26 protein-coding genes are annotated in these 23926 nt (G+C 61.9%); 13 read left to right on the top strand and 13 right to left on the bottom strand.

The window, feature by feature from the left end:
* Positions 1-36: 36 nt before the first annotated feature.
* From rpsP to ffh, 3 genes are read right to left on the bottom strand one after another with little or no spacing between them, the layout of a single operon-like run.
* Entirely contained in the window at positions 37-408 is a 372-nt protein-coding gene (gene rpsP / locus GFM02_RS07090) for a 30S ribosomal protein S16 (RefSeq protein ID WP_020052050.1), read from the bottom strand.
* 48 nt (positions 409-456) lie between these two features.
* Positions 457-777: a chorismate mutase gene (locus GFM02_RS07085; protein WP_011427149.1), complete on the bottom strand. Its 321-nt coding sequence runs from the start codon at positions 775-777 to the stop codon at positions 457-459.
* Between the two features lie 16 nt (positions 778-793).
* Entirely contained in the window at positions 794-2371 is a 1578-nt protein-coding gene (ffh, locus tag GFM02_RS07080; protein ID WP_168321252.1) for a signal recognition particle protein, read from the bottom strand.
* 493 nt (positions 2372-2864) lie between these two features.
* On the opposite strand from ffh, the gene GFM02_RS07075 reads away from it, so the two are divergent.
* From GFM02_RS07075 to GFM02_RS07050, 6 genes are all read left to right on the top strand, one after another.
* Complete coding sequence (locus GFM02_RS07075; protein WP_020052048.1) at positions 2865-3089, top strand: hypothetical protein; 225 nt, start codon at positions 2865-2867, stop codon at positions 3087-3089.
* A gap of 118 nt (positions 3090-3207) precedes the next feature.
* A complete protein-coding gene (gene dapF / locus GFM02_RS07070) occupies positions 3208-4113 on the top strand; it encodes a diaminopimelate epimerase (RefSeq protein WP_168321251.1) in 906 nt (301 codons plus the stop codon).
* The gene (gene mtaB, locus GFM02_RS07065; RefSeq protein ID WP_168321250.1) at positions 4110-5384 is read left to right on the top strand and encodes a tRNA (N(6)-L-threonylcarbamoyladenosine(37)-C(2))-methylthiotransferase MtaB; all 1275 of its coding nucleotides are present in this window, start codon (positions 4110-4112) and stop codon (positions 5382-5384) included. Before dapF ends, mtaB begins: the two co-directional genes overlap by 4 nt.
* Before the next feature lie 16 nt (positions 5385-5400).
* Positions 5401-6996, top strand: a complete 1596-nt coding sequence (gene ftsY, locus GFM02_RS07060) for a signal recognition particle-docking protein FtsY (RefSeq protein ID WP_168321249.1) — start codon at positions 5401-5403, stop codon at positions 6994-6996.
* A 74-nt stretch (positions 6997-7070) separates the two neighbouring features.
* On the top strand, positions 7071-7715 hold the full coding sequence (locus GFM02_RS07055) for a septation protein A (RefSeq protein WP_168283329.1): 645 nt from the start codon (positions 7071-7073) through the stop codon (positions 7713-7715).
* Positions 7712-8299, top strand: coding sequence for a DUF2585 domain-containing protein (locus GFM02_RS07050; protein WP_020052043.1), 588 nt, complete (start codon positions 7712-7714; stop codon positions 8297-8299). The genes GFM02_RS07055 and GFM02_RS07050 overlap by 4 nt, the downstream gene beginning before the upstream one ends.
* A 193-nt stretch (positions 8300-8492) precedes the next feature.
* On the opposite strand, the gene GFM02_RS07045 is transcribed toward GFM02_RS07050, so the two are convergent.
* From GFM02_RS07045 to ccmA, 5 genes are all read right to left on the bottom strand, one after another.
* Complete coding sequence (locus tag GFM02_RS07045; protein WP_168321248.1) at positions 8493-9101, bottom strand: DsbE family thiol:disulfide interchange protein; 609 nt, start codon at positions 9099-9101, stop codon at positions 8493-8495.
* Positions 9098-9277 (bottom strand): heme exporter protein CcmD, encoded by a 180-nt coding sequence (gene ccmD, locus GFM02_RS34995; protein WP_168321247.1) that lies wholly within the window; start codon positions 9275-9277, stop codon positions 9098-9100. Before ccmD ends, GFM02_RS07045 begins: the two co-directional genes overlap by 4 nt.
* Positions 9278-9279: 2 nt before the next feature.
* Positions 9280-10041 carry a heme ABC transporter permease gene (locus GFM02_RS07035; protein WP_168321246.1) on the bottom strand — a complete coding sequence of 254 codons (762 nt, stop codon included), beginning with the start codon at positions 10039-10041 and terminating at the stop codon, positions 9280-9282.
* Between the two features lie 48 nt (positions 10042-10089).
* Positions 10090-10749 (bottom strand): heme exporter protein CcmB, encoded by a 660-nt coding sequence (gene ccmB, locus GFM02_RS07030; protein ID WP_162116902.1) that lies wholly within the window; start codon positions 10747-10749, stop codon positions 10090-10092.
* 241 nt (positions 10750-10990) lie between these two features.
* Positions 10991-11635: a heme ABC exporter ATP-binding protein CcmA gene (gene ccmA, locus GFM02_RS07025; protein ID WP_168321245.1), complete on the bottom strand. Its 645-nt coding sequence runs from the start codon at positions 11633-11635 to the stop codon at positions 10991-10993.
* Positions 11636-11897: 262 nt separating this feature from the next.
* Here ccmA and acnA point away from each other — a divergent pair, with 262 nt between their 5' ends.
* From acnA to GFM02_RS07010, 3 genes are all read left to right on the top strand, one after another.
* The gene (acnA, locus tag GFM02_RS07020; RefSeq protein WP_168321244.1) at positions 11898-14588 is read left to right on the top strand and encodes an aconitate hydratase AcnA; all 2691 of its coding nucleotides are present in this window, start codon (positions 11898-11900) and stop codon (positions 14586-14588) included.
* Between the two features lie 236 nt (positions 14589-14824).
* Positions 14825-15565 (top strand): DUF1223 domain-containing protein, encoded by a 741-nt coding sequence (locus tag GFM02_RS07015; protein ID WP_020052036.1) that lies wholly within the window; start codon positions 14825-14827, stop codon positions 15563-15565.
* Between the two features lie 383 nt (positions 15566-15948).
* Complete coding sequence (locus GFM02_RS07010) at positions 15949-16350, top strand: DUF2794 domain-containing protein (RefSeq protein ID WP_131663168.1); 402 nt, start codon at positions 15949-15951, stop codon at positions 16348-16350.
* An 86-nt stretch (positions 16351-16436) separates the two neighbouring features.
* On the opposite strand, the gene GFM02_RS07005 is transcribed toward GFM02_RS07010, so the two are convergent.
* The 4 genes from GFM02_RS07005 to GFM02_RS06990 form a co-directional block, all read right to left on the bottom strand.
* Complete coding sequence (locus GFM02_RS07005; protein WP_168321243.1) at positions 16437-16994, bottom strand: GNAT family N-acetyltransferase; 558 nt, start codon at positions 16992-16994, stop codon at positions 16437-16439.
* Positions 16995-17104: 110 nt separating this feature from the next.
* On the bottom strand, positions 17105-17833 hold the full coding sequence (locus GFM02_RS07000) for a Bax inhibitor-1/YccA family protein (RefSeq protein ID WP_168321242.1): 729 nt from the start codon (positions 17831-17833) through the stop codon (positions 17105-17107).
* A 180-nt stretch (positions 17834-18013) separates the two neighbouring features.
* Complete coding sequence (locus tag GFM02_RS06995) at positions 18014-20557, bottom strand: ABC transporter permease (RefSeq protein ID WP_168321241.1); 2544 nt, start codon at positions 20555-20557, stop codon at positions 18014-18016.
* Positions 20554-21261, bottom strand: a complete 708-nt coding sequence (locus tag GFM02_RS06990; protein WP_168268520.1) for an ABC transporter ATP-binding protein — start codon at positions 21259-21261, stop codon at positions 20554-20556. The genes GFM02_RS06995 and GFM02_RS06990 overlap by 4 nt, the downstream gene beginning before the upstream one ends.
* 73 nt (positions 21262-21334) lie before the next feature.
* Between GFM02_RS06990 and GFM02_RS06985 the strand changes: the two genes are divergently transcribed.
* Together GFM02_RS06985 and thpR are read left to right on the top strand one after the other, a co-directional pair.
* Positions 21335-21979 (top strand): arylesterase, encoded by a 645-nt coding sequence (locus tag GFM02_RS06985; protein WP_168268518.1) that lies wholly within the window; start codon positions 21335-21337, stop codon positions 21977-21979.
* Positions 21980-22047: 68 nt separating this feature from the next.
* Positions 22048-22641: an RNA 2',3'-cyclic phosphodiesterase gene (gene thpR, locus GFM02_RS06980; protein WP_028758047.1), complete on the top strand. Its 594-nt coding sequence runs from the start codon at positions 22048-22050 to the stop codon at positions 22639-22641.
* Here thpR and GFM02_RS06975 read toward each other — a convergent pair.
* A complete protein-coding gene (locus GFM02_RS06975; RefSeq protein ID WP_168321240.1) occupies positions 22548-23048 on the bottom strand; it encodes a low molecular weight protein-tyrosine-phosphatase in 501 nt (166 codons plus the stop codon). The two genes, thpR and GFM02_RS06975, sit on opposite strands and share 94 nt — an antisense overlap.
* Positions 23049-23081: 33 nt before the next feature.
* Here GFM02_RS06975 and GFM02_RS06970 point away from each other — a divergent pair, with 33 nt between their 5' ends.
* Together GFM02_RS06970 and GFM02_RS06965 are read left to right on the top strand one after the other, a co-directional pair.
* Entirely contained in the window at positions 23082-23387 is a 306-nt protein-coding gene (locus tag GFM02_RS06970) for a 4a-hydroxytetrahydrobiopterin dehydratase (protein ID WP_168268514.1), read from the top strand.
* Positions 23388-23467: 80 nt separating this feature from the next.
* Positions 23468-23860, top strand: a complete 393-nt coding sequence (locus GFM02_RS06965; RefSeq protein WP_020052025.1) for a YkvA family protein — start codon at positions 23468-23470, stop codon at positions 23858-23860.
* Positions 23861-23926 lie beyond the last annotated feature (66 nt).

Here is a 23926-nt window from a genome sequence, read left to right as displayed (position 1 = left end):
TGTCGCCATGCCGCCCGCTCGAAGGGAATGTCGCGATTATTCCGCGGCGTCTGCTGCAGCAGCGGCGGCGTCGGCGACCTTCTGAGCCTTTTCGGCGGTGCGTTCCTGGGCGCGCTTGCCGGGCTTTGCCTTGACCGGGTTGTTCTTGGCTTCGCGCTTGGCAACGCCTGCCTCGTCGAGGAAGCGCAGAACGCGGTCGGTCGGCTGGGCGCCGTGTTCGATCCAGTGCTTGATGCGCTCGGCGTTCAGCTGAACGCGCTTCTCATCATCCTTGGCAAGCATCGGGTTCCAGGAACCGAGGTTTTCGAGGAAGCGGCCGTCACGCGGGCTGCGCGCATCGGCGAGAACGACGTGGTAGTACGGGCGCTTCTTGGAACCACCGCGGGCGAGACGAATTTTCAGTGCCATGTTCTTTACTCCTTGGGCTTTTCTTGACCGCTTTCTTGAGCGGTACGGTTATCGGGCTGCAGCGCTCTGTTCAGCGTGATCCGCAGCGATCTGCTCATGATGCCGGATGACTTCCTTGATGACGAAGTTCAGGAACTTCTCGGCGAAATCCGGGTCCAGATTGGCGGCTTTCGCCAGCTGGCGAAGGCGTTCGATCTGGTATTCCTCGCGCGCCGGGTCGGCCGGCGGCAAATTGTATTTGGCCTTCAGCACGCCGACCTCTTTGGTGCAGCGGAAGCGTTCGGCCAGCATGTGCACGAGAGCGGCATCGATATTGTCGATCGACTGACGATAGCTCGCGAGCTGGGCTTTGACGTCTGGATCAATCATGGGGCAAGCGATCCTTTCACTTCTTCTTCGGCAATCCGGGCAATCCCGGGAAACCACCGCCGAGGCCCGGCAGCTTGGCGCCGCCGAGGCCCGACAAACCACCCGGCAGACCGCCGAGACCGGGCATGCCCCCACCCGGTTTTCCAAGCCCCGCCGCTTCCGCCTGCTTCTGCAAGGCCTCGAGCTGCCGGGGATCGATATTCGAAAGATCGGGCATGCCGCCACCCATGCCGCCGCCGAGCCCCATCTTGCCGGCTAGGCCGCCCATCATCTGCTTCATCATGCCGCCTTTGCCCTTGCCGCCCATCATCTTCATCATGTCCGCCATCTGGCGGTGCATCTTCAGAAGCTTGTTGATGGCGGCGGCATCGGTGCCGGAACCGGCGGCGATGCGCTTCTTGCGCGAATGCTTGAGCAGGTCGGGATTGGTGCGCTCTGCCTTGGTCATCGACTGGATGATGGCGATCTGGCGGCCGAAAAGCTTGTCGTCGAGGCCGGCTGCGGCCATCTTGTCCTTCATGCCGGCCATGCCGGGCATCATGCCCATGATGCCGCCCATGCCGCCCATCTTCTGCATCTGGCGCAGCTGGTCGGCGAGGTCGTCGAGATCGAACTTGCCCTTGGCCATCTTGGCGGCCATGGCGGCCGCCTTCTCGGCGTCGATGTTTTCGGACGCGCGCTCGACGAGCGAGACGATGTCGCCCATGCCGAGGATGCGGTCGGCGATGCGGCGGGGATGGAATTCCTCCAGCTCGCTCATCTTCTCGCCGACGCCGATCAGCTTGATCGGCTTGCCGGTGACGGCGCGCATCGAAAGGGCGGCACCGCCGCGGCCGTCACCGTCCATGCGGGTCAGCACCAGACCGGTGATGCCGACGCGTTCGTCAAAACTGCGGGCGAGGTTGACGGCGTCCTGGCCGGTGAGGCTGTCGGCGACCAGCAGGATTTCATGCGGGTTCGACCGCTTCTTGATGTCGGCCATCTCGACCATCAAGGGCTCGTCGATATGCGTGCGGCCGGCGGTATCGAGGATGACGACATCATGGCCGCCAAGCTTGGCCGCCTGCACGGCGCGGGCGGCGATATCGGTCGGCGACTGGCCTGATATAACAGGCAGCGTGTCGATATTGGCCTGCGCGCCGAGCTGGCGAAGCTGCTCCTGGGCTGCCGGACGGCGCGTGTCGAGCGACGCCATCAGCACCTTCTTCTTCTCGCGCGTCGACAGGCGGTGGGCGATCTTCGCCGACGTCGTCGTCTTGCCGGAGCCCTGCAGGCCGACCATCATGACGACGACGGGGGCCGGCGCATGCAGGTCGATGCCGACCCCTTCGCCGCCCAGCATCTCGATCAGTTCGTCATGCACGATCTTGACGACCATCTGGCCGGGCTTGATCGCCTTTAGGATCTCGGCGCCGACGGCCTTTTCACGCACGCGGTCGGTGAACGAACGCACGACGTCGAGCGCGACATCGGCCTCCAGCAACGCACGGCGAACCTCGCGCAGCGCTGCGGAAACATCGGCTTCCGAAAGCGCGCCACGGCCTGTCAGTCCATTCAGAATGGATCCAAGACGGTCCTGGAGGTTTTCAAACATCGGCTCTTCCTTGATACGTTTCGGGCAGGTTGGGATATGCCCGGAAACGTCGTGCTTTTCCTTGACGAAAACAAGACGCAAAGCCAAAAAGCACCCGAGGGCGCATCGCGCTGTCGGGTGTTGACCTCCGGGATCTTAAGGTCCCGGTCGGCGGCTCGGAGTCGTGTGGCTCGTCGCGGATTGGGCGCGATAAACAGGAAAGCCGCGCGAAAGTCAAGGCGATGCGGACAAATGACCGCATGACCGACTTCTCAGAAGCCGTTTGACGAGAGGGCGGCAGTGTTTCGTCCATTGGTTGCAGCGAAAGTACATACTCAAACAAAGTGATGTATTGGCTTGCGCAATCCGCCAGCGTTTCAGGTTTTGCCGATATATATTGCTACCCCGGCGGCCGAATTCGCTGTCAACGCCAGTTGCAAATTATTCTGCTTATGATTCTATTTTCTACTTAAGTGCGTCCTGTAAAATGATTCGTGAATATCCTTGATGCCGAATGAATCGGCGGAGATATCGAATGCTAAATGCTGATATTGAGAGCTGGGCGCTGGCGCGGGCCCATCATATTGTCCTGAACGAAGGCCTGAATCTGGCGAAGGCGGCACAGGATCTGGATCGCAAGCGGTCCCGCTCGCTGGTCTACGAGCTGAGAAAGGTCATCACCGCAGCTATTCTCGAAGCCCATGCTGCGTCCTTCGATCCCGACGGTGCGCAGCGGTAAAAGCCGAACCGCTGCCTCGACGGGGTCAGCGGGCCGCAACGCCTGCCCGGCACTCACCCACTGGTAATTCCTTCGCATTTCCGCCATATACACCGGAAAGACAGACGGAATGATACCCATGAGCGCAACGGTCGAATTTGCGAGGATGAACGGGCTTGGCAACAAGATCCTGGTCGTCGACATGCGCGGCCGGCCGGACAAGGTGACGCCGGCGGCGGCGGTCGCGCTCAATGCCGATCCGCAGACTGAGTTCGATCAGATCATGGCGATCCATGATCCGAAGGCCCAAGGCACCGATGCCTTCATCGATATCCTGAATTCCGATGGCTCGAAGGCGCAGGCCTGCGGCAACGGCACGCGCTGCGTGGTGCAGGCGCTTGCCGCCGAGACCGGCAGGAAGGTCTTTACCTTCCAGACGGTCGCCGGCATCCTCAACGCCGTCGAGCACGAGGACGGGACGATCTCGGTCGATATGGGCCGGCCTGTGTTCGATTGGGACAGGATCCCGCTGGCGGAAGAATTCCACGACACCAGCCGCATCGAGTTGCAGATCGGCCCGATCGACAAGCCGGTGCTGCATTCGCCCTCAGTGATGTCGATGGGCAATCCGCATGCGATCTTCTGGGTGGACAGGGATGTGATGTCCTATGATCTCGCCCGCTTCGGACCGCTGCTCGAGAATCATCCGATGTTTCCCGAGCGCGCCAATATCACGCTGGCGCAAGTGACGTCGCCGACATCGGTGACGACGCGCACCTGGGAGCGCGGCGCGGGACTGACGCTTGCCTGCGGTTCGGCTGCCTGTTCTGCTGCCGTCAGTGCTGCGCGCACCGGCCGCACCGGCCGCAAGGTGACGATCAATGTGGCAAGCGCCAAGCCGCCGGCCACGCTTTCCATCGAATGGCGCGAGCGCGACGATCATGTCATCATGACCGGCCCGGCCGAATGGGAATGGTCGGGCAGGGTCGATCCTTCGACCGGTCTCTGGTCGCGCGATGGTACCCGAGAGGCGGAGGCGCAGTGAGCGGCATCGAGGTCATTACCTTCGGCTGCCGCCTCAACACATATGAATCCGAAGTGATGAAGGCGCAGGCTGAAAAGGCCGGGCTCAACAACGCCATCCTGGTCAACACCTGTGCCGTGACCGGCGAGGCCGTGCGCCAGGCCCGCCAGGCGATCCGCCGGGCACGACGCGACAATCCGCATGCCCGCATCATCGTCACCGGCTGCGCCGCGCAGACGGAAAAGCAGACCTTCGCCGCGATGGCGGAGGTCGATGCTGTGCTCGGCAACGAGGAGAAGCTGACGAGCGCCTCCTATCTTAGCCTGCCGGATTTCGGCGTTTCGGCCGAAGAGAAGCTCCGGGTCAACGACATCATGAGCGTCAAGGCGACGGCGCCGCAGATGGTCGGGCACATCGACGGCCATGTGCGCGCCTTCATCCAGGTCCAGAACGGCTGCGACCATCGCTGCACTTTCTGCATCATTCCCTATGGCCGCGGCAATTCCCGCTCCGTACCGATGGGAGCCGTCGTCGATCAGGCCCGCAATCTCGTCGACGGCGGTTATCGCGAGATCGTGCTGACCGGGGTCGATGCCACCAGCTATGGCAGCGATCTGCCCGGCGCCCCGACGCTCGGGCTGTTGGCGAAGACGTTGCTGAAGCAGATCCCCGATATCCGCCGGCTCAGGCTTTCCTCGATCGACAGCATCGAGGCCGACGCCCACCTGATGGATCTCATCGCCGACGAGCCACGTTTCATGCCGCATCTGCATCTGTCGCTGCAGCATGGCGACGACATGATCCTGAAGCGCATGAAGCGCCGGCATTTACGCGCCGATGCGTTGCGTTTCATCGAGGATGCGCGCCGCCTCCGCCCCGAGATGAGCTTCGGCGCCGATATGATTGCGGGCTTTCCTACCGAAACCGAAGAGATGTTCGAGAATGCCGTGAGGCTGGCCGAAGAGGCTGGCATCGCTCATCTGCATGTCTTCCCCTACAGTCCGCGTCCCGGCACACCGGCCGCCCGCATGCCGCAGCTCGACCGGTCGCTGGTCAAGGATCGCGCCGCAAGGCTGCGCGCCGCTGGACATATGCTGCATCAATCCCATCTCGATGGGATGATCGGAACCCGGCAATGGCTGCTTGTTGAAAACAACGGCCTGGCGCATACGGAGAACTTCACGCTGGTCGCGGCCCCCGGCCTTCGTCCCGGCGAACTTGTGCCGGTCACGATCACCGGCCACAATGGCAAGCATCTCGACATGCAATTGACGGCCGCAGCCGCGGCCTGACTTTCACGGAATCCCCATGACGCTCAGTTTTATCAAAAAGGTCTTCACCTTCGGCAAGCCGGCTGAAGAACCTGTGCCTGCGGCCGTGGAAAGGGAGCTGGAGCCGCGTTCGCGCGACGAAGATCTGCCGGTTGCCGACGATCCGGTGCTGGCCGAGGAAATGGATACGGCCGGCGGGCCGGCTGCCGATATTGACGACGGCGGAGTCGAAGCACCGGTTGCTGACGATGATGTCGAATCCGCAATCCTGCCCGCCGCCGACCAGTTGAGCGACATGAGTGTTGTGCCGCTCTCATTGCTGGAAGCCGAGGCGGCAGCGGAGGTGGAGGCTGAAAGCCAGACGGTCGCCGAACCCGTTACGGAAATACCCGCTTCTGTTCCTCCGGAACATTTCTCCGACGGGGCAGGAGATCCTCTGGAGACCGGAGCGCTAGAACAGCCGGCTAACCTCGAAGAGATCGTCGAAAAGCTTCCGGAAGAGATTCCGACCGAGCCGGGAGAGATTCCGACTGAGGATGATGCAGGGTTGGATTCGCCCTCCCAGCCAATCTCCCCACCTGTGGGGGAGATGCCCGGCAGGGCAGAGGGGGGTAGCCCCGCGGTAGAACCGGAGACCGGCTCTCCCATCCTCCCCAGAGGTTTTGCCACCGGCCCGAAGGTCGTCGAGCCGGAGCCCGTTGTCCTGCAGCCAAAACTCAGCTGGTTCCAGCGCCTGCGCAACGGCCTTGCACGCACCTCTTCGCAACTGACCGGCCAGATCACTGCGCTCTTCACCAAGCGCAAGCTCGATGACGAGACGCTGCAGGATCTCGAAGACCTGCTGATCCAGGCCGATCTCGGCGTCGAGACCGCCATGCGCGTCACCGACACGCTTGCTTCCGAGCGCTATGGCAAGGATGTGACCGGCGAGGATGTCAGCCGGGTCATGGCGTCGGAAATCGCCAAGGTGCTGAAGCCGGTCGCCAAGCCGTTGCAGCTCGACCTCTCGCACAAGCCGCATGTCATCCTCGTCGTCGGCGTCAACGGCACCGGCAAGACGACGACGATCGGCAAGCTTGCGGCAAAGCTTTCCGGCGCCGGGCTGAAGGTGATGCTGGCTGCCGGCGATACATTCCGGGCAGCGGCAATCGAGCAGCTGAAAATCTGGGCCGATCGGACAAATTCCGAATTCATCGGCACCAAGCTCGGCGCCGATGCCGCCGGCCTTGCCTATGATGCCTTCGAACAGGCAAAGGCGAAAAAATGCGACGTGCTGATCGTCGATACCGCTGGCCGCCTGCAGAACAAGGCAGAGCTGATGGCCGAGCTCGAGAAGATCGTGCGCGTGCTCGGCAAACTCGATCCCGACGCGCCGCATACCGTGCTGCAGACGCTCGATGCCACGACGGGGCAGAACGCGCTCAGCCAGGTCGAGATCTTCCGCAACGTCGCCGGCGTCAATGGGCTGATCATGACCAAGCTCGACGGCACGGCGCGCGGCGGCATTCTCGTCGCCATCTCCGCCAAGCACAAGCTGCCGGTCTATTTCATCGGCGTCGGCGAGGGTGTCGAGGACCTGGAGCCGTTCGAGGCCGAGGATTTTGCCCATGCCATTGCCGGACTTGGGCAATGATGCCACAGATATGCCGCCGAAAGCCTGCAGGGCACGGCCGGAAACAGTTTCCAGGAAAACAGGTTTAAGAACGCATGAGCACCGAGAGCGATATCACCCCGTCTGCTGCCGACCGGCATCACCCGCTGCTGAAACTGGCGCTGGAACTCGGGCCGCTGATGATCTTCTTCTTCGCCAATCTGCGCGGCCAGTGGCTGGTGGAGAAATTTCCTGGTCTTTCCGAGCTGGGCGGGCCGCTGTTCGTCGCGACCGGCCTCTTCATGGCGGCGACGATCATCTCGTTGATCGTTTCGAAGATCGTGCTCGGCCATCTGCCGATCATGCCTTTTGTATCCGGGATCGTCGTCGTCATCTTCGGCTCGCTGTCGATCTGGCTGCAGAACGAGACCTTCATCAAGATGAAGCCGACGATCGTCAACGCGCTCTTCGGCGTGGCGCTGCTCGGCGGGCTGGCCTTCGGCAAGTCGTTGCTCGGCTATGTCTTCAACGCCGCCTTCCAGCTCGATGCCGAGGGCTGGCGCAAGCTCACCATCCGCTGGGGTATCTTCTTTCTCTTCCTTGCCGTGCTGAACGAAGTCGTCTGGCGCAATTTTTCCGACGGTACCTGGGTCGCCTTCAAGGTCTGGGGCACGATGCCGATCACCATCATCTTCACGCTGGCGCAGATGCCGCTGGTGCTGAAACATAGCGTCAACCTGGAAACGGAAGGCGAGAAGTGAGCGCTGTCGACGTAGAATCTCGCGTAAGACACCAGAACTTCTGGTTTGTCGCCTGCCTTGCGATCTTGGTCATTCAGATCGCTGCCGAATTTATGATGGGCCGCGTGCCGATCTGTGCCTGCGGCACTGTCAAACTGTGGGAGGGCGGGGTCAATACCAGCGGCAATTCGCAGCATCTGTCGGATTGGTACACGCCGTCACACATCATCCACGGCTTCCTGTTTTACGGCCTCGCGCATCTCATCCTGCGCGGCAAGCCGCTGGCGGCAAGGCTGCTGCTGGCGCTGGTGATTGAATCCGGCTGGGAACTGCTCGAAAACTCCCCTCTCATCATCGACCGTTACCGCACGGCGACGATCGCGCTCGATTATTACGGCGACAGCATCCTGAATTCGGCGATGGACACCGTCTTCATGTGCGTCGGCTTCTTCTTCGCGCGTCGCGCACCGGTGGCGCTCACGGTGGCGATCGCCATCTTCTTCGAGATTTTCACTGGCTACATAATCCGCGACAACCTGACGCTCAACGTTGTGATGCTGATCTGGCCGGTGGAGGCCATCAAGGTCTGGCAGGGCGGGGTGTAGGGCTTCTTTGTCCCGATAAGACCCCTCCCCAACCCCTCCCCACAAGGGGGAGGGGCTTAACAGGCGGCTCTCGTCGTGAGCCCTATTGAACGTCGACTGTGCGGTTGGTCTATTTGTTTGTGAGGCAGGCGCCACAACTTAACCCCTCCCCCTTGTGGGGAGGGGTTGGGGAGGGGGCTTTGTGGCGCGATCGTTACGAAGCGGGCTTGCCGAGCGCCTTTTCCATCGCGGGGAAAAGGCCTTCCTTCAGGCTGATATCGTCGAAGGGTCCGACGCGCTTGTAGAGGATCGTGCCGTCAGGCCCGACCAGATAGCTTTCCGGAATGCCGTAGACACCCCAGTCGATCGCTGCCTTGCCGTTCGGATCGATGCCGATCGCCCGAAAGGGGTTGCCGAGTTCGCCGAGGAAACGCAGGGCGTTGTCGTTCTGGTCCTTGTAATTGATGGCGACGATGTTCAGCCGTCCGTCTTTTGCCAGTTCTTTCAATATCGGATGTTCGTCCCGGCAGGGGAGGCACCATGAGGCGAAGACGTTGACGAGGGTCAGCTTGCCCTTGATTGCGGCATCGGTCAGCGCCGGCAGGTTGGAGCCGTCGAGCGGCGGCAGGTTCAGCGCCGGCGCCTTGGTGCCGATCAGGGCGGAGGGAATTTCGGCGATGTTCTTGCCATGGAAATCCTGGTCGTAGAGCATCTTTGCGGCCGTGGCCGCAATGCCGCCGAAGACGACGAGCGGCAGCAGCGCCAATGCGTAACGGCTCAGCCCGCGCGGCTTGGCGACGGTGTTTTCCGGCGTGTCGTTCATTCGCCATCTCCCACACTATCCTTGGGGCGCGCCGAACGGCGGCGAATGCCGGCAGCCTCAAGGGCGGCGAGTTCCGTGCGGCGGGCGTGGCCGTCGGCCCAGGTCCAGACCGTGACGGCGACCGTCACCAGGGCTGCAAAACCATAGGAAGCGTAGACGTAGAAGGCATGCGTCACGATTAATCCTCCCGACTCGCCATGCGGGCGGCAAGACGGCGCTGGGCGGCAATGCGGCGGCGCCAGATCTCGTTCCTCATCGCCATGATGTGCAGCGTGAAGAAGAGCAGGGTGAAGGCGATCGCCATGACGAAGAGCGGCCGCAGGAATTCCGGATCGATCGCCGGGCCGTCGAGGCGCAGCACGCTTGCCGATTGGTGCAGCGTGTTCCACCACTCGACCGAGAATTTGATGATCGGGATGTTGACGAAGCCGACGAGGATGAGCACGGCGCTGACGCGTGCGGCCTTCGACGGATCGTCGATGGCGCGGCCGAGCGCAATCAGCCCGAGATACATCAGGAAGAGAACGAAGACGGAGGTGAGCCGCGCATCCCAGACCCACCAGGTGCCCCACATCGGCTTGCCCCAGAGCGAACCGGTGACGAGTGCAAGCAGGGTAAAGGCGGCGCCGAGCGGCGCTGCGGCCTTGGCGGAAACATCGGCCAGCGGATGGCGCCAGACCAGCGTGCCGATCGCCGAGAGGCTCATGATCGTATAGCACATCATCGAAAGCCAGGCCGAGGGCACATGCACATACATGATGCGCACGGTCTCGCCCTGCTGATAATCGCCTTCGGTGGCGAAGCTCAGATAGAGGCCGACCGCGAAACAGAGGGCGGTGATGCCGGCCAGCCACGGAATGGCGCACGCCGCCAGCGCCAGAAACCGCGTCGGGTTGGCGAGATCACTGAATTTGCTGATGGCAAGGCTGGTTTCGCTCATGTCCGCTTCCTTACCTTGATCCGGCTTTTCCCGCAATCGAATGGCCCATCAATCCGCTGTGTTTCGTAGCGCAAGCGCCGCAGCTGCCGGGCCGATGACGGCGAAGAAGAGTGTCAGCGCAATGAGGATCAGGAAGGGCGGCAGGAAGGGGGCGGGATCTTCGACTGCGGCATAGGTGGCGCTGACGCCGAAGATCAGCACCGGAATGGTCAGCGGCAGCACGAGGATCGAGACCAGCAGGCCGCCGCGGGGCAGCGCCACGGCAACGGCAGCACCGACGGCGCCGATGAAGGTGATGGCGGGCGAGCCGACCAGCAGCGTCAGCATGGTGGCAGCAATCGCCGTTTCGTCCATGTTCATGAAGAGGCCGAGCAGCGGCGAGGCGATGACCAGCGGCAGGCTGGTGGCCGTCCAATGGGCGAAGCATTTGACCAGCACGGTGAGGACGAGCGGCGTTTCCTGCATCAGCATCAAGTCGAGCGATCCGTCGTCGCGCTCGGCCTGGAACAGGCGGTCGAGGCCGAGAAGGGCGGCAAGCAGGGCGCCGATCCAGACGATGGCGGGGCCGATGCGCGACAGCAGTTTGAGATCGGGGCCGACGCCGAAGGGGATGACGGCGACGATGGTCAGGAAGAACAGCACGCCGATCAGCGCGCCGCCGCCGGCGCGGATGGAAAGTTTCAGGTCGCGGAGGAAGAGGGCGGTCATGCGGGGCACTCGTTGCGGGGATGTGAGGAAGACCCCTCCCCAACCCCTCCCCACAAGGGGGAGGGGCTAAGCTGCAGTGCGCGACGGTGGCCAAAAGCAACTGGTGTGCACGCTGTTATCGTTTCGCAAATCGCGACGATGCGGTTGGTATGGGACAGCGCGGCACAATAGCCCCTCCCCCTTGTGGGGAGGGGTTGGGGAGGGGTCTTGACGTCATGCGCTGACAAGCTCCTGCAGACCATCATCCCCACACCCCCGCATCCACGCCGGCAAAGCCCGTCATCTTCAATTCCTGCGCATTCCTCAGCCCCAGCGGCTGATGCGTTGCCGCCAGCACGATGCCGCCCTTTTCCAGATGCGCCGTGATCAAATCGGCAAACAGCCGGTCGGCGCTGGCATCGAGTGCTGCGGTCGGTTCGTCGAGGATCCAGACGGGGCGGTGGGCGACGAGCAGCTTGGCGAAGGCTATCCGGCGTTGCTGGCCGGCGGAGAGATAACCGAAGGGAAGGTGGCTGATGCCGGAAAGACCGACGGCGTCAGTGGCGTCCTCGACGGAAAGGGTGGCGGAGCCTGCATTGCCGAGAAAGGTGCGCCAGAAATCGAGGTTTTCTGCAACCGTAAGTTCATTCTTCATCGCATTTCGATGGCCGAGGTAGTGGCTAACCTCACCGGGATGCCTGCCTCCCGGGCTCTCTTCGCCGTGAAATATGACAGTGCCTTTTTCCGGCCTGAGGAGGCCGGCGACGACACGAAGCAAAGTGGACTTTCCCGATCCATTTTTTCCCGTCAGCACAAGCGCCTCGCCGGCTGCCAAGTGAAAGGAAATGTTAACGAAAATGAGATCCTCACCGCGCCTTGCAGCCAGATTGTCGGCGGTGAGATGCATGCGTCGGCTCTTTCTTGGTTTCGGCTTGCGGCGGGGTCAAAAAATGTCCGATTTTGACTGTGCTCGGGTATGGCAAGTTTTTAGGAAATTATCTATAAGACCTGCAACCACGCCAGCGGTCGGCGTGAATTTCATCCTTGCGCCGAACTTGGAGCGTCTGTTCCACGTGCGGACAGCGGAAATGGCCGTACCCGCATCCTGATGTGCATTAAGTGCATAGGCGTTCGCACGACTGTGTTGGCTATCAGAAACGGGGTATCTCGTGTCTAAATCTCTTGACAGTTTCAATTGTCGTTCCACGCTTTCCGTGAACGGGAAGGACTATGTCTATTACAGCCTGCCCAAGGCTGAGGCAAACGGTCTGGCCGGCGTGTCGAAGCTTCCCTATTCGATGAAGGTGCTGCTCGAAAACCTGCTGCGCTTCGAAGACGGCCAGTCGGTCACCAAGGAGCACATCCTGGCCGTTGCCGAATGGCTGAACAATAAGGGTGCGGTCGAAAACGAGATCGCCTATCGCCCGGCGCGCGTGCTGATGCAGGACTTCACCGGCGTTCCCGCCGTCGTCGATCTTGCCGCGATGCGCGACGCGATGGTGTCGCTCGGCGGCGATCCGGAGAAGATCAACCCGCTCGTTCCCGTCGACCTCGTCATCGACCACTCCGTCATCGTCGACGAATTCGGCACGCCGCAGGCTTTCGCCAAGAATGTGGAGCTGGAATACGAACGCAACGGCGAGCGCTACCGCTTCCTGAAGTGGGGCCAGCAGGCCTTCAAGAATTTCCGCGTCGTGCCTCCCGGCACCGGCATCTGTCATCAGGTCAATCTCGAATATCTCGGCCAGACCGTCTGGACCAAGGAAGAGGACGGCGAGACGATCGCCTATCCGGATACCTGCGTCGGCACCGACAGCCACACGACGATGATCAACGGTCTCGGCGTTCTCGGCTGGGGTGTGGGCGGTATCGAAGCGGAGGCCGCGATGCTCGGCCAGCCGGTCTCGATGCTGCTGCCCGAAGTCATCGGCTTCAAGCTGACCGGCAAGCTCAAGGAAGGCGTCACGGCGACCGACCTCGTTCTCACCGTCGTGCAGATGCTGCGCAAGAAGGGCGTCGTTTCGAAGTTCGTCGAATTCTTCGGTCCCGGTATGGATAACATGCCGCTCGCCGACCGCGCGACGATCGGCAACATGGGTCCGGAATATGGCGCGACCTGCGGCTTCTTCCCGGTCGACGGCGAAACCATCAACTACCTTACCATGTCCGGCCGCACGCATGACCGGATCGCCCTCGTCGAAGCCTATTCGAAGGCGCAAGGCATGTGGCGTGAGGGCGACGGCTCCGAGCTCGTCTTCACCGATACGCTGGAACTCGATCTTAGCGACGTCGTGCCGTCGATGGCCGGCCCGAAGCGTCCGGAAGGCCGCATTTCGCTCGAGAACATCGCGACCGGTTTTGCCGGCTCCATGGATGCCGACTACAAGAAGCCCGGCCAGTTGAACAATCGCTATGCGGTTGAAGGCACCGACTTCGATCTCGGCCACGGCGACGTGGCGATCGCTGCCATCACGTCGTGCACCAACACCTCCAACCCGTCAGTGCTGATCGCCGCCGGCCTTCTTGCCCGCAACGCCGTTGCCAAGGGTCTGAAGACGAAGCCGTGGGTGAAGACCTCGCTGGCACCGGGAAGCCAGGTCGTCGGCGAATATCTCGCCAAATCGGGCCTGCAGGCCGATCTCGACAAGCTCGGCTTCAACCTCGTCGGCTTCGGCTGCACCACCTGCATCGGCAATTCCGGCCCGCTGCCGGCGCCGATCTCAAAGACGATCAACGACAAGGGCCTGATCGTTTCCGGCGTTCTCTCCGGCAACCGCAACTTCGAAGGCCGCATCTCGCCCGACGTGCAGGCGAACTACCTCGCATCTCCGCCGCTCGTCGTCGCTTATGCGCTTGCCGGTACGGTGCAGATGGATCTGACCAAGGAGCCGATCGGCGAGGACCAGAGCGGAAACCCGGTCTATCTCAAGGACATCTGGCCGACCTCTAAGGAAGTCCAGGAATTCATCCTGAAATACGTGACCCGCGAACTCTACGAAAGCAAATATGCCGATGTCTTCAAGGGCGACGTCAACTGGCAGGCCGTCCAGGTCCCGCCAGGCCAGACCTATGCCTGGGACGATGATTCGACCTACGTGCAGAACCCGCCCTACTTCGTCGGCATGGGCAAGAAGGGCACCGGCGTCTCCGATATCAAGGGCGCCCGCGTTCTCGGCCTGTTCGGCGACAAGATCACCACCGACCACATCTCGCCGGCCGGTTCGATCAAGGCGGCATCGCCGGCCGGCGCCTACCTCATCGGCCATGACGTCGCCGTTGCCGACTTCAACCAGTACGGCACGCGCCGCGGCAACCATGAAGTGATGATGCGCGGCACCTTCGCCAATATCCGCATCCGCAACCACATGCTCGGCCCGAACGGCAAGGAAGGTGGCTACACCATCCATTACCCGTCGAAGGAAGAGACCTCGATCTACGACGCCGCGATGCAGTACAAGCAGGAAGGCGTGCCGCTCGTCATCTTCGCCGGTGTCGAATACGGCAACGGCTCCTCGCGCGACTGGGCTGCCAAGGGCACCAACCTGCTCGGCGTCAAGGCGGTGGTCGCCCAGTCCTTCGAGCGCATCCATCGCTCGAACCTGGTCGGCATGGGCATCATCCCCTTCGTCTTCGAAGAGGGCACGACCTGGCAGAGCCTCGGCCTCAAGGGCGATGAACTCGTCACCATCGAAGGCCTCGAAAAGATCAAGCCGCGCGAGATGAAGATCGCCAGGATCACCTATGGCGACGGCACCGTGAAGGAGGTTCCGCTGCTGTCGCGCGTCGATACGCTCGACGAGGTGATCTATCTCAACAATGGCGGCATCCTGCAGACGGTTCTGCGCGATCTCGCTGCCTGATTTTTAAGAAACTCGCATGATAATGGCCGCCGGAGAGCAATCTCCGGCGGCTTTTCTTTGGCGCGACGACAGTATTTGGACGGGCTCACGATGATTTGTTTTACGCAGGTTCCGGTCGAGCTTCGTCTCACCCGTTCGTGACTTTTCGTTTGGACCCGGAAGGATTATTCGTACGTTCATATGTCAGGGCCGCCGGTTCAAACATGCCGTCGACGCTGAAAAAGAGGTGCAGGTGAATGTCCCCCCGTTTTTTGCTTCCGCTAATCGCCGGCGTTGTTCTCTCAGGCCCGCTGCAGGCCGAAGACGGCACGCCGAAAGGTGTCGTCGAACTCTTCACGTCGCAGGGCTGCTCCTCCTGTCCTCCCGCTGATGCCGCTTTCCGCAAGCTGGTGAACCAGGGCGATGTCATCGCGCTGGCCTATCACGTCGATTACTGGAATTATCTCGGCTGGGCCGATACGCTGAGCTCCAAGGAAAACACTGAGCGGCAGTACGGCTATGCCAGGACGATGGGCCGCAGCAACGTCTATACGCCGCAGGCCATCGTCAACGGACGCGGCCATCTGGCCGGCGCCGATCTGAATGGCATCAACAGCAAGATCGACACCTTTAGCAGCGAAGGCAACGGGCTGACTATTCCGATTAGTGCTGCGATGCGCGGCGACGAGCTGGAGATCAAGATCGGCGCCGGACAGGGCAAAGCCAATGTCGTGATGGTCTATTTCGATAAGGAAAAGACGATCGATGTCGAAAAGGGCGAGAACAGCGGCAAGAAGATTTCTTATCTGCACAGCGTCACCAATGTCGAAACCGTTGGCATGTGGGACGGCAAGGCGATCAATCTGACGCTGCCGGCCAGCGTCCTGCAGCGGCCGCAGCTCGAGGGCTGCGCGATCCTGCTGCAATCGGCGACCGCAGACGGCGATCCGGCTGCGATCCTTGGCGCGACCGTAGTGATGGCTGGTAAAAATATCTGACACTTCGTCCGGTTACGGACGAAGTTCCGGGCGGCCCGGCCGAGCGTATTCGGGGCTGGGGTTAAGGTCGATACGCTCCGCCGGGCCCTTTGGCGCGCTGGCGCCAAACCGGAATTCATAAATCTCCTGCAAATGAGGCGCTGTTTTGACTGAAATGCGGCGCTGCGGAGAAAGCGTTGACCTGTCCAGCGCATCATGCTTTCCGAAAATCGAACGCGACTTTCGGAAGGCATGATGCACTGACTCAAAGTGCTACAGCGTCCTTGCGCGAGAGACGTGCGGTGTTGTCGTGCGGTTGAATGTGACGGCTGGCACTCTTGCAATTTGCGGCGGCTCGGGCAAACTGTCACCCTCCTGTCACAAGCGGAGGCCTCGGGAGACTGATGACAGATCAGCCGGATTTGCGACACGGCGAGAGCCGCTCCGTCGACAATAGTTCCTCAGTCGTCGTCGATCTCAGGGAATACAAGCAAAGCAAGGACCCGCTTCCGGTGACCTTCCACCGGCGCGAACTGGACGCGATCCTGTGGATCTACGGCCGGATGGTCGGTGACGGTGAATGGCGCGACTACGCCATCGATCACCTGAAGGACAGGGCGGTCTTTTCCGTTTTCAAGCGTTCCGGCGAAATGCCGCTCTTCCGCATCGAGAAAAACCCGAAGCTCGCCGCCAAGCAGGGCGCCTATTCCGTGATCAGCGTCAACGGCACGATCCTGAAGCGCGGTCACGAGCTGAACCAGGTGCTGAAGGTGTTCGACAAGGCCCTGAAGCTCGTCGACAATTAAAGCGCGTCGCGCTTTAATTCTTTGTTTTATGCATGTCGTTATCCCAAAACCGTTGCACACTTTTGGGCGACATGCATTAAGCCATATCAGCCGTTAAACAGCGTGCCGGGATAGACGGACGAGTCCGGATCTGTGCTCATGCCTTCGCCGAGCGCGCGCTGCATGAACATCGTATCCAGCCAGCGGCCGTGTTTATAGCCGGTGCCCTTCATCAGGCCGACCTCCTCGAAGCCGGCCGTGCGATGGAGCGCGATCGATGCGGGGCTGGCGCCGCCGATGACGGCAGCCATCTGCCGAAAGCCGAGGGTGGTGCAGCGGATGATCAGTTCGGCGAGCAGCGCCTTGCCGATGCCCCGGCCGCGAGCCTCGGGCGTCAGATAAATCGAATCCTCGACCAGCCAGCGATAGGCGGGACGCGTGCGAAACGCCGAGGCATAGGCGTAGCCGAGCAAGGCCCCGTCCGTGCCGATGGCTGCGATATAGGGATATTGCTGGCCGACGATCGTCGAAAAACGCAGTGCCATCTCGGCCTCGGAGGGCGGGACGATCTCATAGCTCGCGACGCCGTTCAGGACCGATTCGCGATAGATATCGGCAATGGCGGGGATATCGGCATTCGAAGCATCGCGCAGGAGGAAGGACATTTCAGCAGCATATCCATAAGGGCGGCAAGGGCTTTCTAAAACCATTCCGTGAAAGCCCGCGCAACAAAAAAGGCGGCCGAAGCCGCCTTTTCGATCTCAGTCGGTCCTGCTTATTTACGGTTGCCCATGAACTGCAGCAGGAACATGAAGAGGTTGATGAAGTCGAGATAGAGCGTCAGCGCACCCATGATCGCCTTGCGGCCGGCTACGGCGACGTCATCGGCTTCCAGGTACAATTCCTTGATCCGTTGCGTATCGTAGGCCGTGAGGCCTGCGAAGATCAGCACGCCGAGTACCGAGATGGCGAACTGCACGGCGGACGACGCCAGGAAGATGTTGACCAGCGAAGCGATGATCAGGCCGAACAGACCCATGATCAGGAACGAGCCCATCGCCGACAGGTTACGCTTCGTCGTGTAGCCGTAAAGCGACAGCGCGCCGAAGGAGGCGGCGGTGACGAAGAAGGTCTGGACGACGCTCTGGCCCGTGTAGATCAGGAAGATCGACGAGAGCGACAGGCCGACGAGCGCGGCGTAGACCGCAAAGGTCGTCTGGGCGGCGGCCACCGTCATGGTACTGATCCGGAAGCTCAGGAAGAACACCAGAGCCAGCGGCGCCAGAATGACTACCCACTTCAGCGGGCTCACATAGATCGCCTGACCGAAAGCGGTCAGCTCACCATTGGCGAAGGCGAATTGGAACGACAGATATGCGGCCACACCGGTGATCGCCAGGCCCAGCGCCATCAGGTTGTAGACCTTGAGCATATAAGCGCGAAGGCCTTGATCAATCATCTCGCCGGTCTGAGCGCGGCTTTGATAGTTACGAAGATCAGCCATAGTTTCCTCTTACAAGCTCCGATGGAAATACGGTGTCGGGGTTTTCGACCCGGGCGCCGCTGCGGAGCTCCAGCATGCCTGCGGATAATATGAGGCTTTCGCCCTTTGCAAACAAGAGGCTTGCATAGGCTCGGTCGGTTAAATCGCCGTAAGGTGAAGGGTTTGGGTGCCGCTGCCCGGTCAAAGCTCGCGCAAGACGGGGGCTGCCTTCTGCCCAAGTATGCGCCAGGTGCCGATGAGGCCGATGCCGACGGTCAGGACGAGCGCGGTCACAAGCGTCAGTCCCGCCACGTCGGGCAGAAAGGCCGAGGGCAGACGCATGATGCGGGCGACGATGAACCAGGCGGCGGCGCTGCCGGCGATCAGCGCGAAGATCGCAGTCGCGAGGCCGAGGATCAGATATTCGTAGCTGAAGGCGCGGATCAGCATGGCGCGCGTGGCACCGAGCGTCTTCAGCACCACCGCGTCGTGGGTGCGCGCCCGGTTTCCGGCGGCAAGCGCGCCGGCAAGGACGAGGATCGAGGCGATCAGGGCGACCGAGGCCGCAGCGCGGATTGCGGTCGCCAGCTGTGCGACCAGCTGGTTGACGATATCGATCGCGTCCTTGACGCGCACACTGGTGATCGTCGGATAGGTGTTGGTGACCGATTTCAGGATCGCCGCATCTTCGGCCGGTGTCGAGGAGGGATCGGTCAGCGTCGCCAGCCACGCATGTGGGGCGCCGCGGAAGGTATTCGGCGAGAAAACCATGACGAAATTGATCGACAGCGATTCCCACTCGACGCGGCGCAGATTGGCGATCTTCGCCGTGATGTTGCGGCCGAGCACGTTGACGGTGACCTTATCGCCGATCTTGAGGCCGAGTTCATGCGCCTCTTCCGAGGAGAAGGAGACGAGCGGCTCGCCGCTGTAATCCTTGTCCCACCATTTGCCTTCGGTGAGGGCGGCGTTCTCCGGCAGAGTTTCGGCATAGGTGATGCCGCGATCGCCGTTCAGCACCCAGCGGCCGGCCGCCGGCACGTTCATCTTGGTGACGTCCTCGCCGTTGAAGGCGATGATCCGGCCGCGCAGCATCGGCACTTCGACGAGTTTGCCCTTCGGCGCCTGGCCCTGGACGAGATCGCGGAAGGCGCCGACCTCGGCGCTCTGGATATCGACGAAGAAGAAGTTCGGCGCACCCTCGTTCATGCGGCCGGTCAGCTGCTGGCGCAGGTTCCCGTCGATCAGGGTCAGCGTCACCAGCAATGCCAGGCCAAGGCCGAGCGAGAGCACGACTGAGGGCGTCAGTGCGCCGGGACGATGGATGTTGCCGATCGCAAGCCGCAGTGCCGGCGAATTGACGCGCGGGCTGCGGCGCGCGAGCCAGGCGATCAGCGCGGCGACGAGGCGCAGGACGACGAAGGCGAAGACGATCGCGCCGACGAAGACGACGGCGATAAAGCGGTCATAGGCGGTCAGAATGGCAAGCCCGGCAAGGCCGGCCATGAACAGGGCGGCAAGCAGGATGTAGGGCCAGGAGGGCAGGCGGCGGGCTTCGAAGCCCTGCTCGCGGAAGAGTGCCGTCGCCGGCACTTCGCGGGCGTGACCGAGCGGCAGGATGGCGAAGGCGAGCGTCGTCAGGATGCCGAAGAGCGTGGCGAGCAGCAGCGCGCCGGGGTAGAGAGCCGGCGCGGTCGAGACCGGTAGAAATTGCGCCAGGAACTGCGCGGCAAGCATCGGCGACAGGGCGCCGATGACGAGGCCGGTCAGGATGCCGCCGAGAGCGATGATGGCGATCTGGAAGAGATAGATCAGAACGACGACCTGCGCCGGCGCGCCGAGACATTTGAAGGTGGCAATGGTGGTGCGCTTGGAATCGAGGAAGGCGCGCACGGCATTGGCGACACCGACGCCACCGACGATCAGCGCGGTGAGGCCGACCAGCGTCAGGAACTGCGAGAAGCGGGTGATGTTTTCGGTGAGCGAGGGCGCGGCGCGGTCGCTTGTGCGGATCGCCCAGCCGGCGGCGGGGAACTCCTTGGAGGCGCGCGCCTGGATGCTCGACATCGCGCCCTTGTCGTCCAGCCGGATCTTGTAGGCATGTTCGACCAGGCTTCCGGTCTGGATCAGCCCGGAGGCTTGGAGCGCCTGGCGGCTGACAAGCAGACGCGGCGCAAAGCCAAAACCTTCCGACAGCGCATCCGGCTCGGTTTTCACCGTACCGGTGATGCTGAGCTTGACGTTGCCGAGCAGCAATTCGTCGCCGACCGCAAGCCCAAGCCGATCGAGAAGCAGGGGCGCTGCGACCGCGCCATAGGTGCCGCCTTGGCCCGAAAGCAGTCTCGCAAGCGGATAGTCCGGCTCGGCCACGAACTTGCCGTAGAGCGGGTAGGCGTCGTCGACGGCCTTGACCTCGACCAGCGCCTGATCGGAACCGTCAGGCTTGCGGGCCATCGAGCGCAGGCCTGTCGACACCGAAACGGTCCCGAGGCCTTCGAGGAAACCTATTTCCTGAGGCGTGGCTTCCCGGTTGTTGAGTTCGAAGCGGACGTCGCCGGCCAGCAGTCCCTGCCCCTGCGAGGCGATCGTGTCGGTGATCGACTGCGAAACGGAATTGACGGCGGCAATCGCGCCGGTGCCGAGCGCAATGCAGGCAAGGAAGATGTAGAAGCCGCGGATGCCGCCGCGCAGCTCGCGCAGCGCCAAGCGAAAAGCCAGCGAGACACGTGGCGTGATGATCCTCATGCGATCGCCGCTTCGCTGCGGCGGGCAGCGCTGTCGCCTTCGATCCGGCCGGAGCGGACGCGAATCTGGCGCGAGCAGCGGTTTGCAAGCGAGACGTCATGGGTGACGAGAAGCAGGGTCGTGCCACGCTCCGCCTGCTTGGAGAACAGAAGATCGGCGATCTGGCGGCCGGTCTCGGTGTCGAGATTGCCCGTCGGCTCGTCGGCGATCAGCAGGGCGGGCGAGGGGGCGAGCGCCCTGGCGATCGCCACGCGCTGCTGTTCGCCGCCGGAAAGCTGGCCGGGATAGTGGTTCAGCCGTTCGCCGAGGCCGACCGATTTCAGCTCGCGATGAGCGATTTCGAAGGCGTTGCCGACATTGGCGAGTTCGAGCGGCACCGCGACGTTTTCCAGCGCCGTCATGTTGGCGATCAAGTGGAAGGACTGGAAGACGATGCCGATGTTGCGGCCGCGGAAATCGGCGACCTGGTCCTCGGTGAGGCTATGGAGCGGCGTATCGTTGATGTTGATCTCGCCGCTATCGAGTTTCTCCAGCCCGGCAAGCACCATCAGCAGGGTGGATTTGCCGGAACCGGAAGGGCCGACGATGCCGACGGATTCGCCGGCCGCGATATCGAGATCAATGCCCTTCAGCACATGGACGGAAGCGGCTGCGCTGCCAAGGGTCAGATCGGCGCTCTTCAACTCGATAATGGTTTTTGCCAACAGGAATCGCCCTATATAAAGTTCGTAATCGAATGGCCGCATGACAGCACTTCGCCAATCTAGGGAAGACACGATGAGATTTAAAGTTGCCGCCCTTCAATTCACCGTCATCGCCGTCTCGCTGATCTTTGCCACCGCAGCCGATGCCCGGACGATCAATCTCGTCGGTTTTGGGGACAGTTTGATGGCGGGCTATCAGCTGCCGCCCGGCGACGGCTTTCCCGAAAAGCTGCAGGCGGCCCTGAAGGCGAAGGGCCTCGACGTCACTATCGCCAATGCCGGGGTTTCCGGAGACACGACGACAGGGGGTCTTGCGCGCATCGACTGGTCGGTACCCGACGGCACAGATGGGGTCATTCTGGAGCTTGGAGCCAATGATGCGTTGCGCGGTATCCCGCCGGAAGAGAGCGAGAAGAATCTCGACCAGATGATTACCCGACTGAAGGAGCGCGGCATTGCCGTGCTGCTCGCCGGCATGATGGCGCCGCCGAACATGGGGGCGGATTATGCCGCACGATTCAACCCGATCTACCAGAAACTCTCGGAAAAACATGGGCTTCCACTCTATGCCTTCTTCCTCGACGGCGTTGCGCTGGAGGCTGGGTTGAAGCTCGACGACGGCATGCATCCGAATGCGAGAGGGGTCGACGTCATGGTCGAAAAGATGGAGCCTGCTGTCACAAATTTCGTCGAAGCGATTTCTTCTGTGAAGAATTAGGGGCTTGCGCGGTTGTTGATTGCATGATTCCGTGTGAGCACCTGCAAAAGATTCGGGGAGTGCTCGTGATGCCGAGACTGTTTACCGCCCTCGAAATTCCGCGCAATGCGGCGATGAGTCTTTCATTGCTGCGCGGTGGCCTCCCCGGAGCACGATGGATCGATGTGGAGAATTACCACATCACCCTGCGCTTCATCGGTGATGTCGACGGCCGGACGGCCGATGAAATCGTTGAACGTCTCGACCGGATCGATCGGCCGGAATTCCAGTTCCGGCTCGAGGGCATCGGTTCGTTCGGCTCGAAGAAACCGCATTCGGTCTGGGCGGGCGTCTCGCAATCGCCTGAGATGTATGCCCTGCAGGGCGAGATCGAGCGCATCTGCCAGCGCATCGGCCTGCCGCCGGATCCCCGCAAATTCATGCCGCATGTGACGCTGGCGCGGCTCAAATCCTCGCGGCTCGACGATGTCGTGCAATATCTGGCGGGACGCGGCAACTTCCACACCGCAACCTTCACCGCGCCGCGCTTCGTGCTGCTTTCGTCGCGCGAATCGGTCGGCGGCGGGCCTTACCTCACCGAAGAAGTATTCCCGCTGCACGAGGCGCGCTCGACGCCCAGCGTTTCGAGCAGGCTGCTGCAGCCGGTCAAGAGCTTGGTGTAGACCAGTTCGAAGCCGCCTGCGCCGCCATAATAGGGATCGGGGATATCCTCTCCGGTTCCCAGCGCGATATCGCCAAAGAGCCGGATGTTCGTCCCAGGCGGTGCGCTCTTGCTAAGCGCCGCCAGGTTGTCACGGTCCATGGCGAGGATCAGATCGAAATCCCCGAAGTTTCCTGACTTGATGCGCCGGGCGCGCTGTCCCGATATGTCGATGCCGTGGCTTTTCGCGATGGCGATCGAACGCCGGTCGGGCGGCTCACCTTCATGCCAGCCGCCAGTGCCGGCGGAATCGATCGTAAAATCGTCGCTCAACCCCGCCTCGGCGACGAGATGGCCAAAAATTCCCTCCGCGAGCGGAGAACGGCATATATTGCCCATGCAAACGAAGAGGATGCTGATGCGTTTCATCGGTAACCTGTCGACAGAGAAGAGGAGCATGGCATGAAAATGGAAAGACTGGAACGGACGGCGGTTGAGGCTGAGCTGACCGAGCTTTCGGGCTGGGCGCTCAATGATGCGGGCTCTTCGATATCGAAGACGTTCAAGTTCGCAAATTTCGTCGAGGCTTTCGGCTTCATGACGCAGGCAGCGCTCGCGGCCGAGAAGCTCAACCATCATCCCGAATGGTTCAACGTCTATTCCAGGGTGGATGTGACGCTGAACACGCATGATGCCGGCGGGCTGACGGAGTTGGATTTCAAGCTCGCCAAAGCCATGGAGAAGGCTGCGGCGCGCCGTGTTGATTGAAAGCGGGGCCGATTGAAAGGGGCCGATTGAAAGACTGGGCGCAGTCACCATATGTTCGCATGGACAAAAGGGATGCAGGGATGGACGAGGTCAAATTCGGGGAAATCCTGTTGCCGGGCGACGACGACACCCGGAGCCGGCGCGAGAAAACAGTCAGGCAGAAATTCTGGCCGACTTTCCGGCGGGCGGTTCGGCAGATCCCGTTCTCGCGCGATGTCGTCGCCGGTTTCTATTGCGCGCTCGATCCGCAGACGCCGACGAAGGTACGGGGCGTGCTGCTTGCAGCACTCGCCTATTTCGTCATGCCGGTCGACATGATCCCGGATATTTTTGCCGTCATCGGCTTTTCCGACGACATCGCCGTGCTTTCGGCGGCCTTCGCCATGGTGCGCGGCCACATCCGGCCGGGCCACTACGAAGCAGCCGACCGCGTTCTCGCCGATCGGCCGGAAGAAGCGATGAAGACGATTTAACGCGTGTCGCGTCCAACCTTGATGCGACAGCTTGTTTCATGCGTGTCGTCATCCCCAAAGCGCTGC

It is taken from the genome of Rhizobium leguminosarum bv. viciae (genome assembly GCF_012276115.1).
In the GTDB taxonomy this organism is placed as follows: Bacteria; Pseudomonadota; Alphaproteobacteria; order Rhizobiales; family Rhizobiaceae; genus Rhizobium; species Rhizobium leguminosarum_T.
The sequence above is the reverse complement of the archived record's forward strand: the minus strand, read 5'-3'. Positions and strand labels throughout refer to the sequence as shown.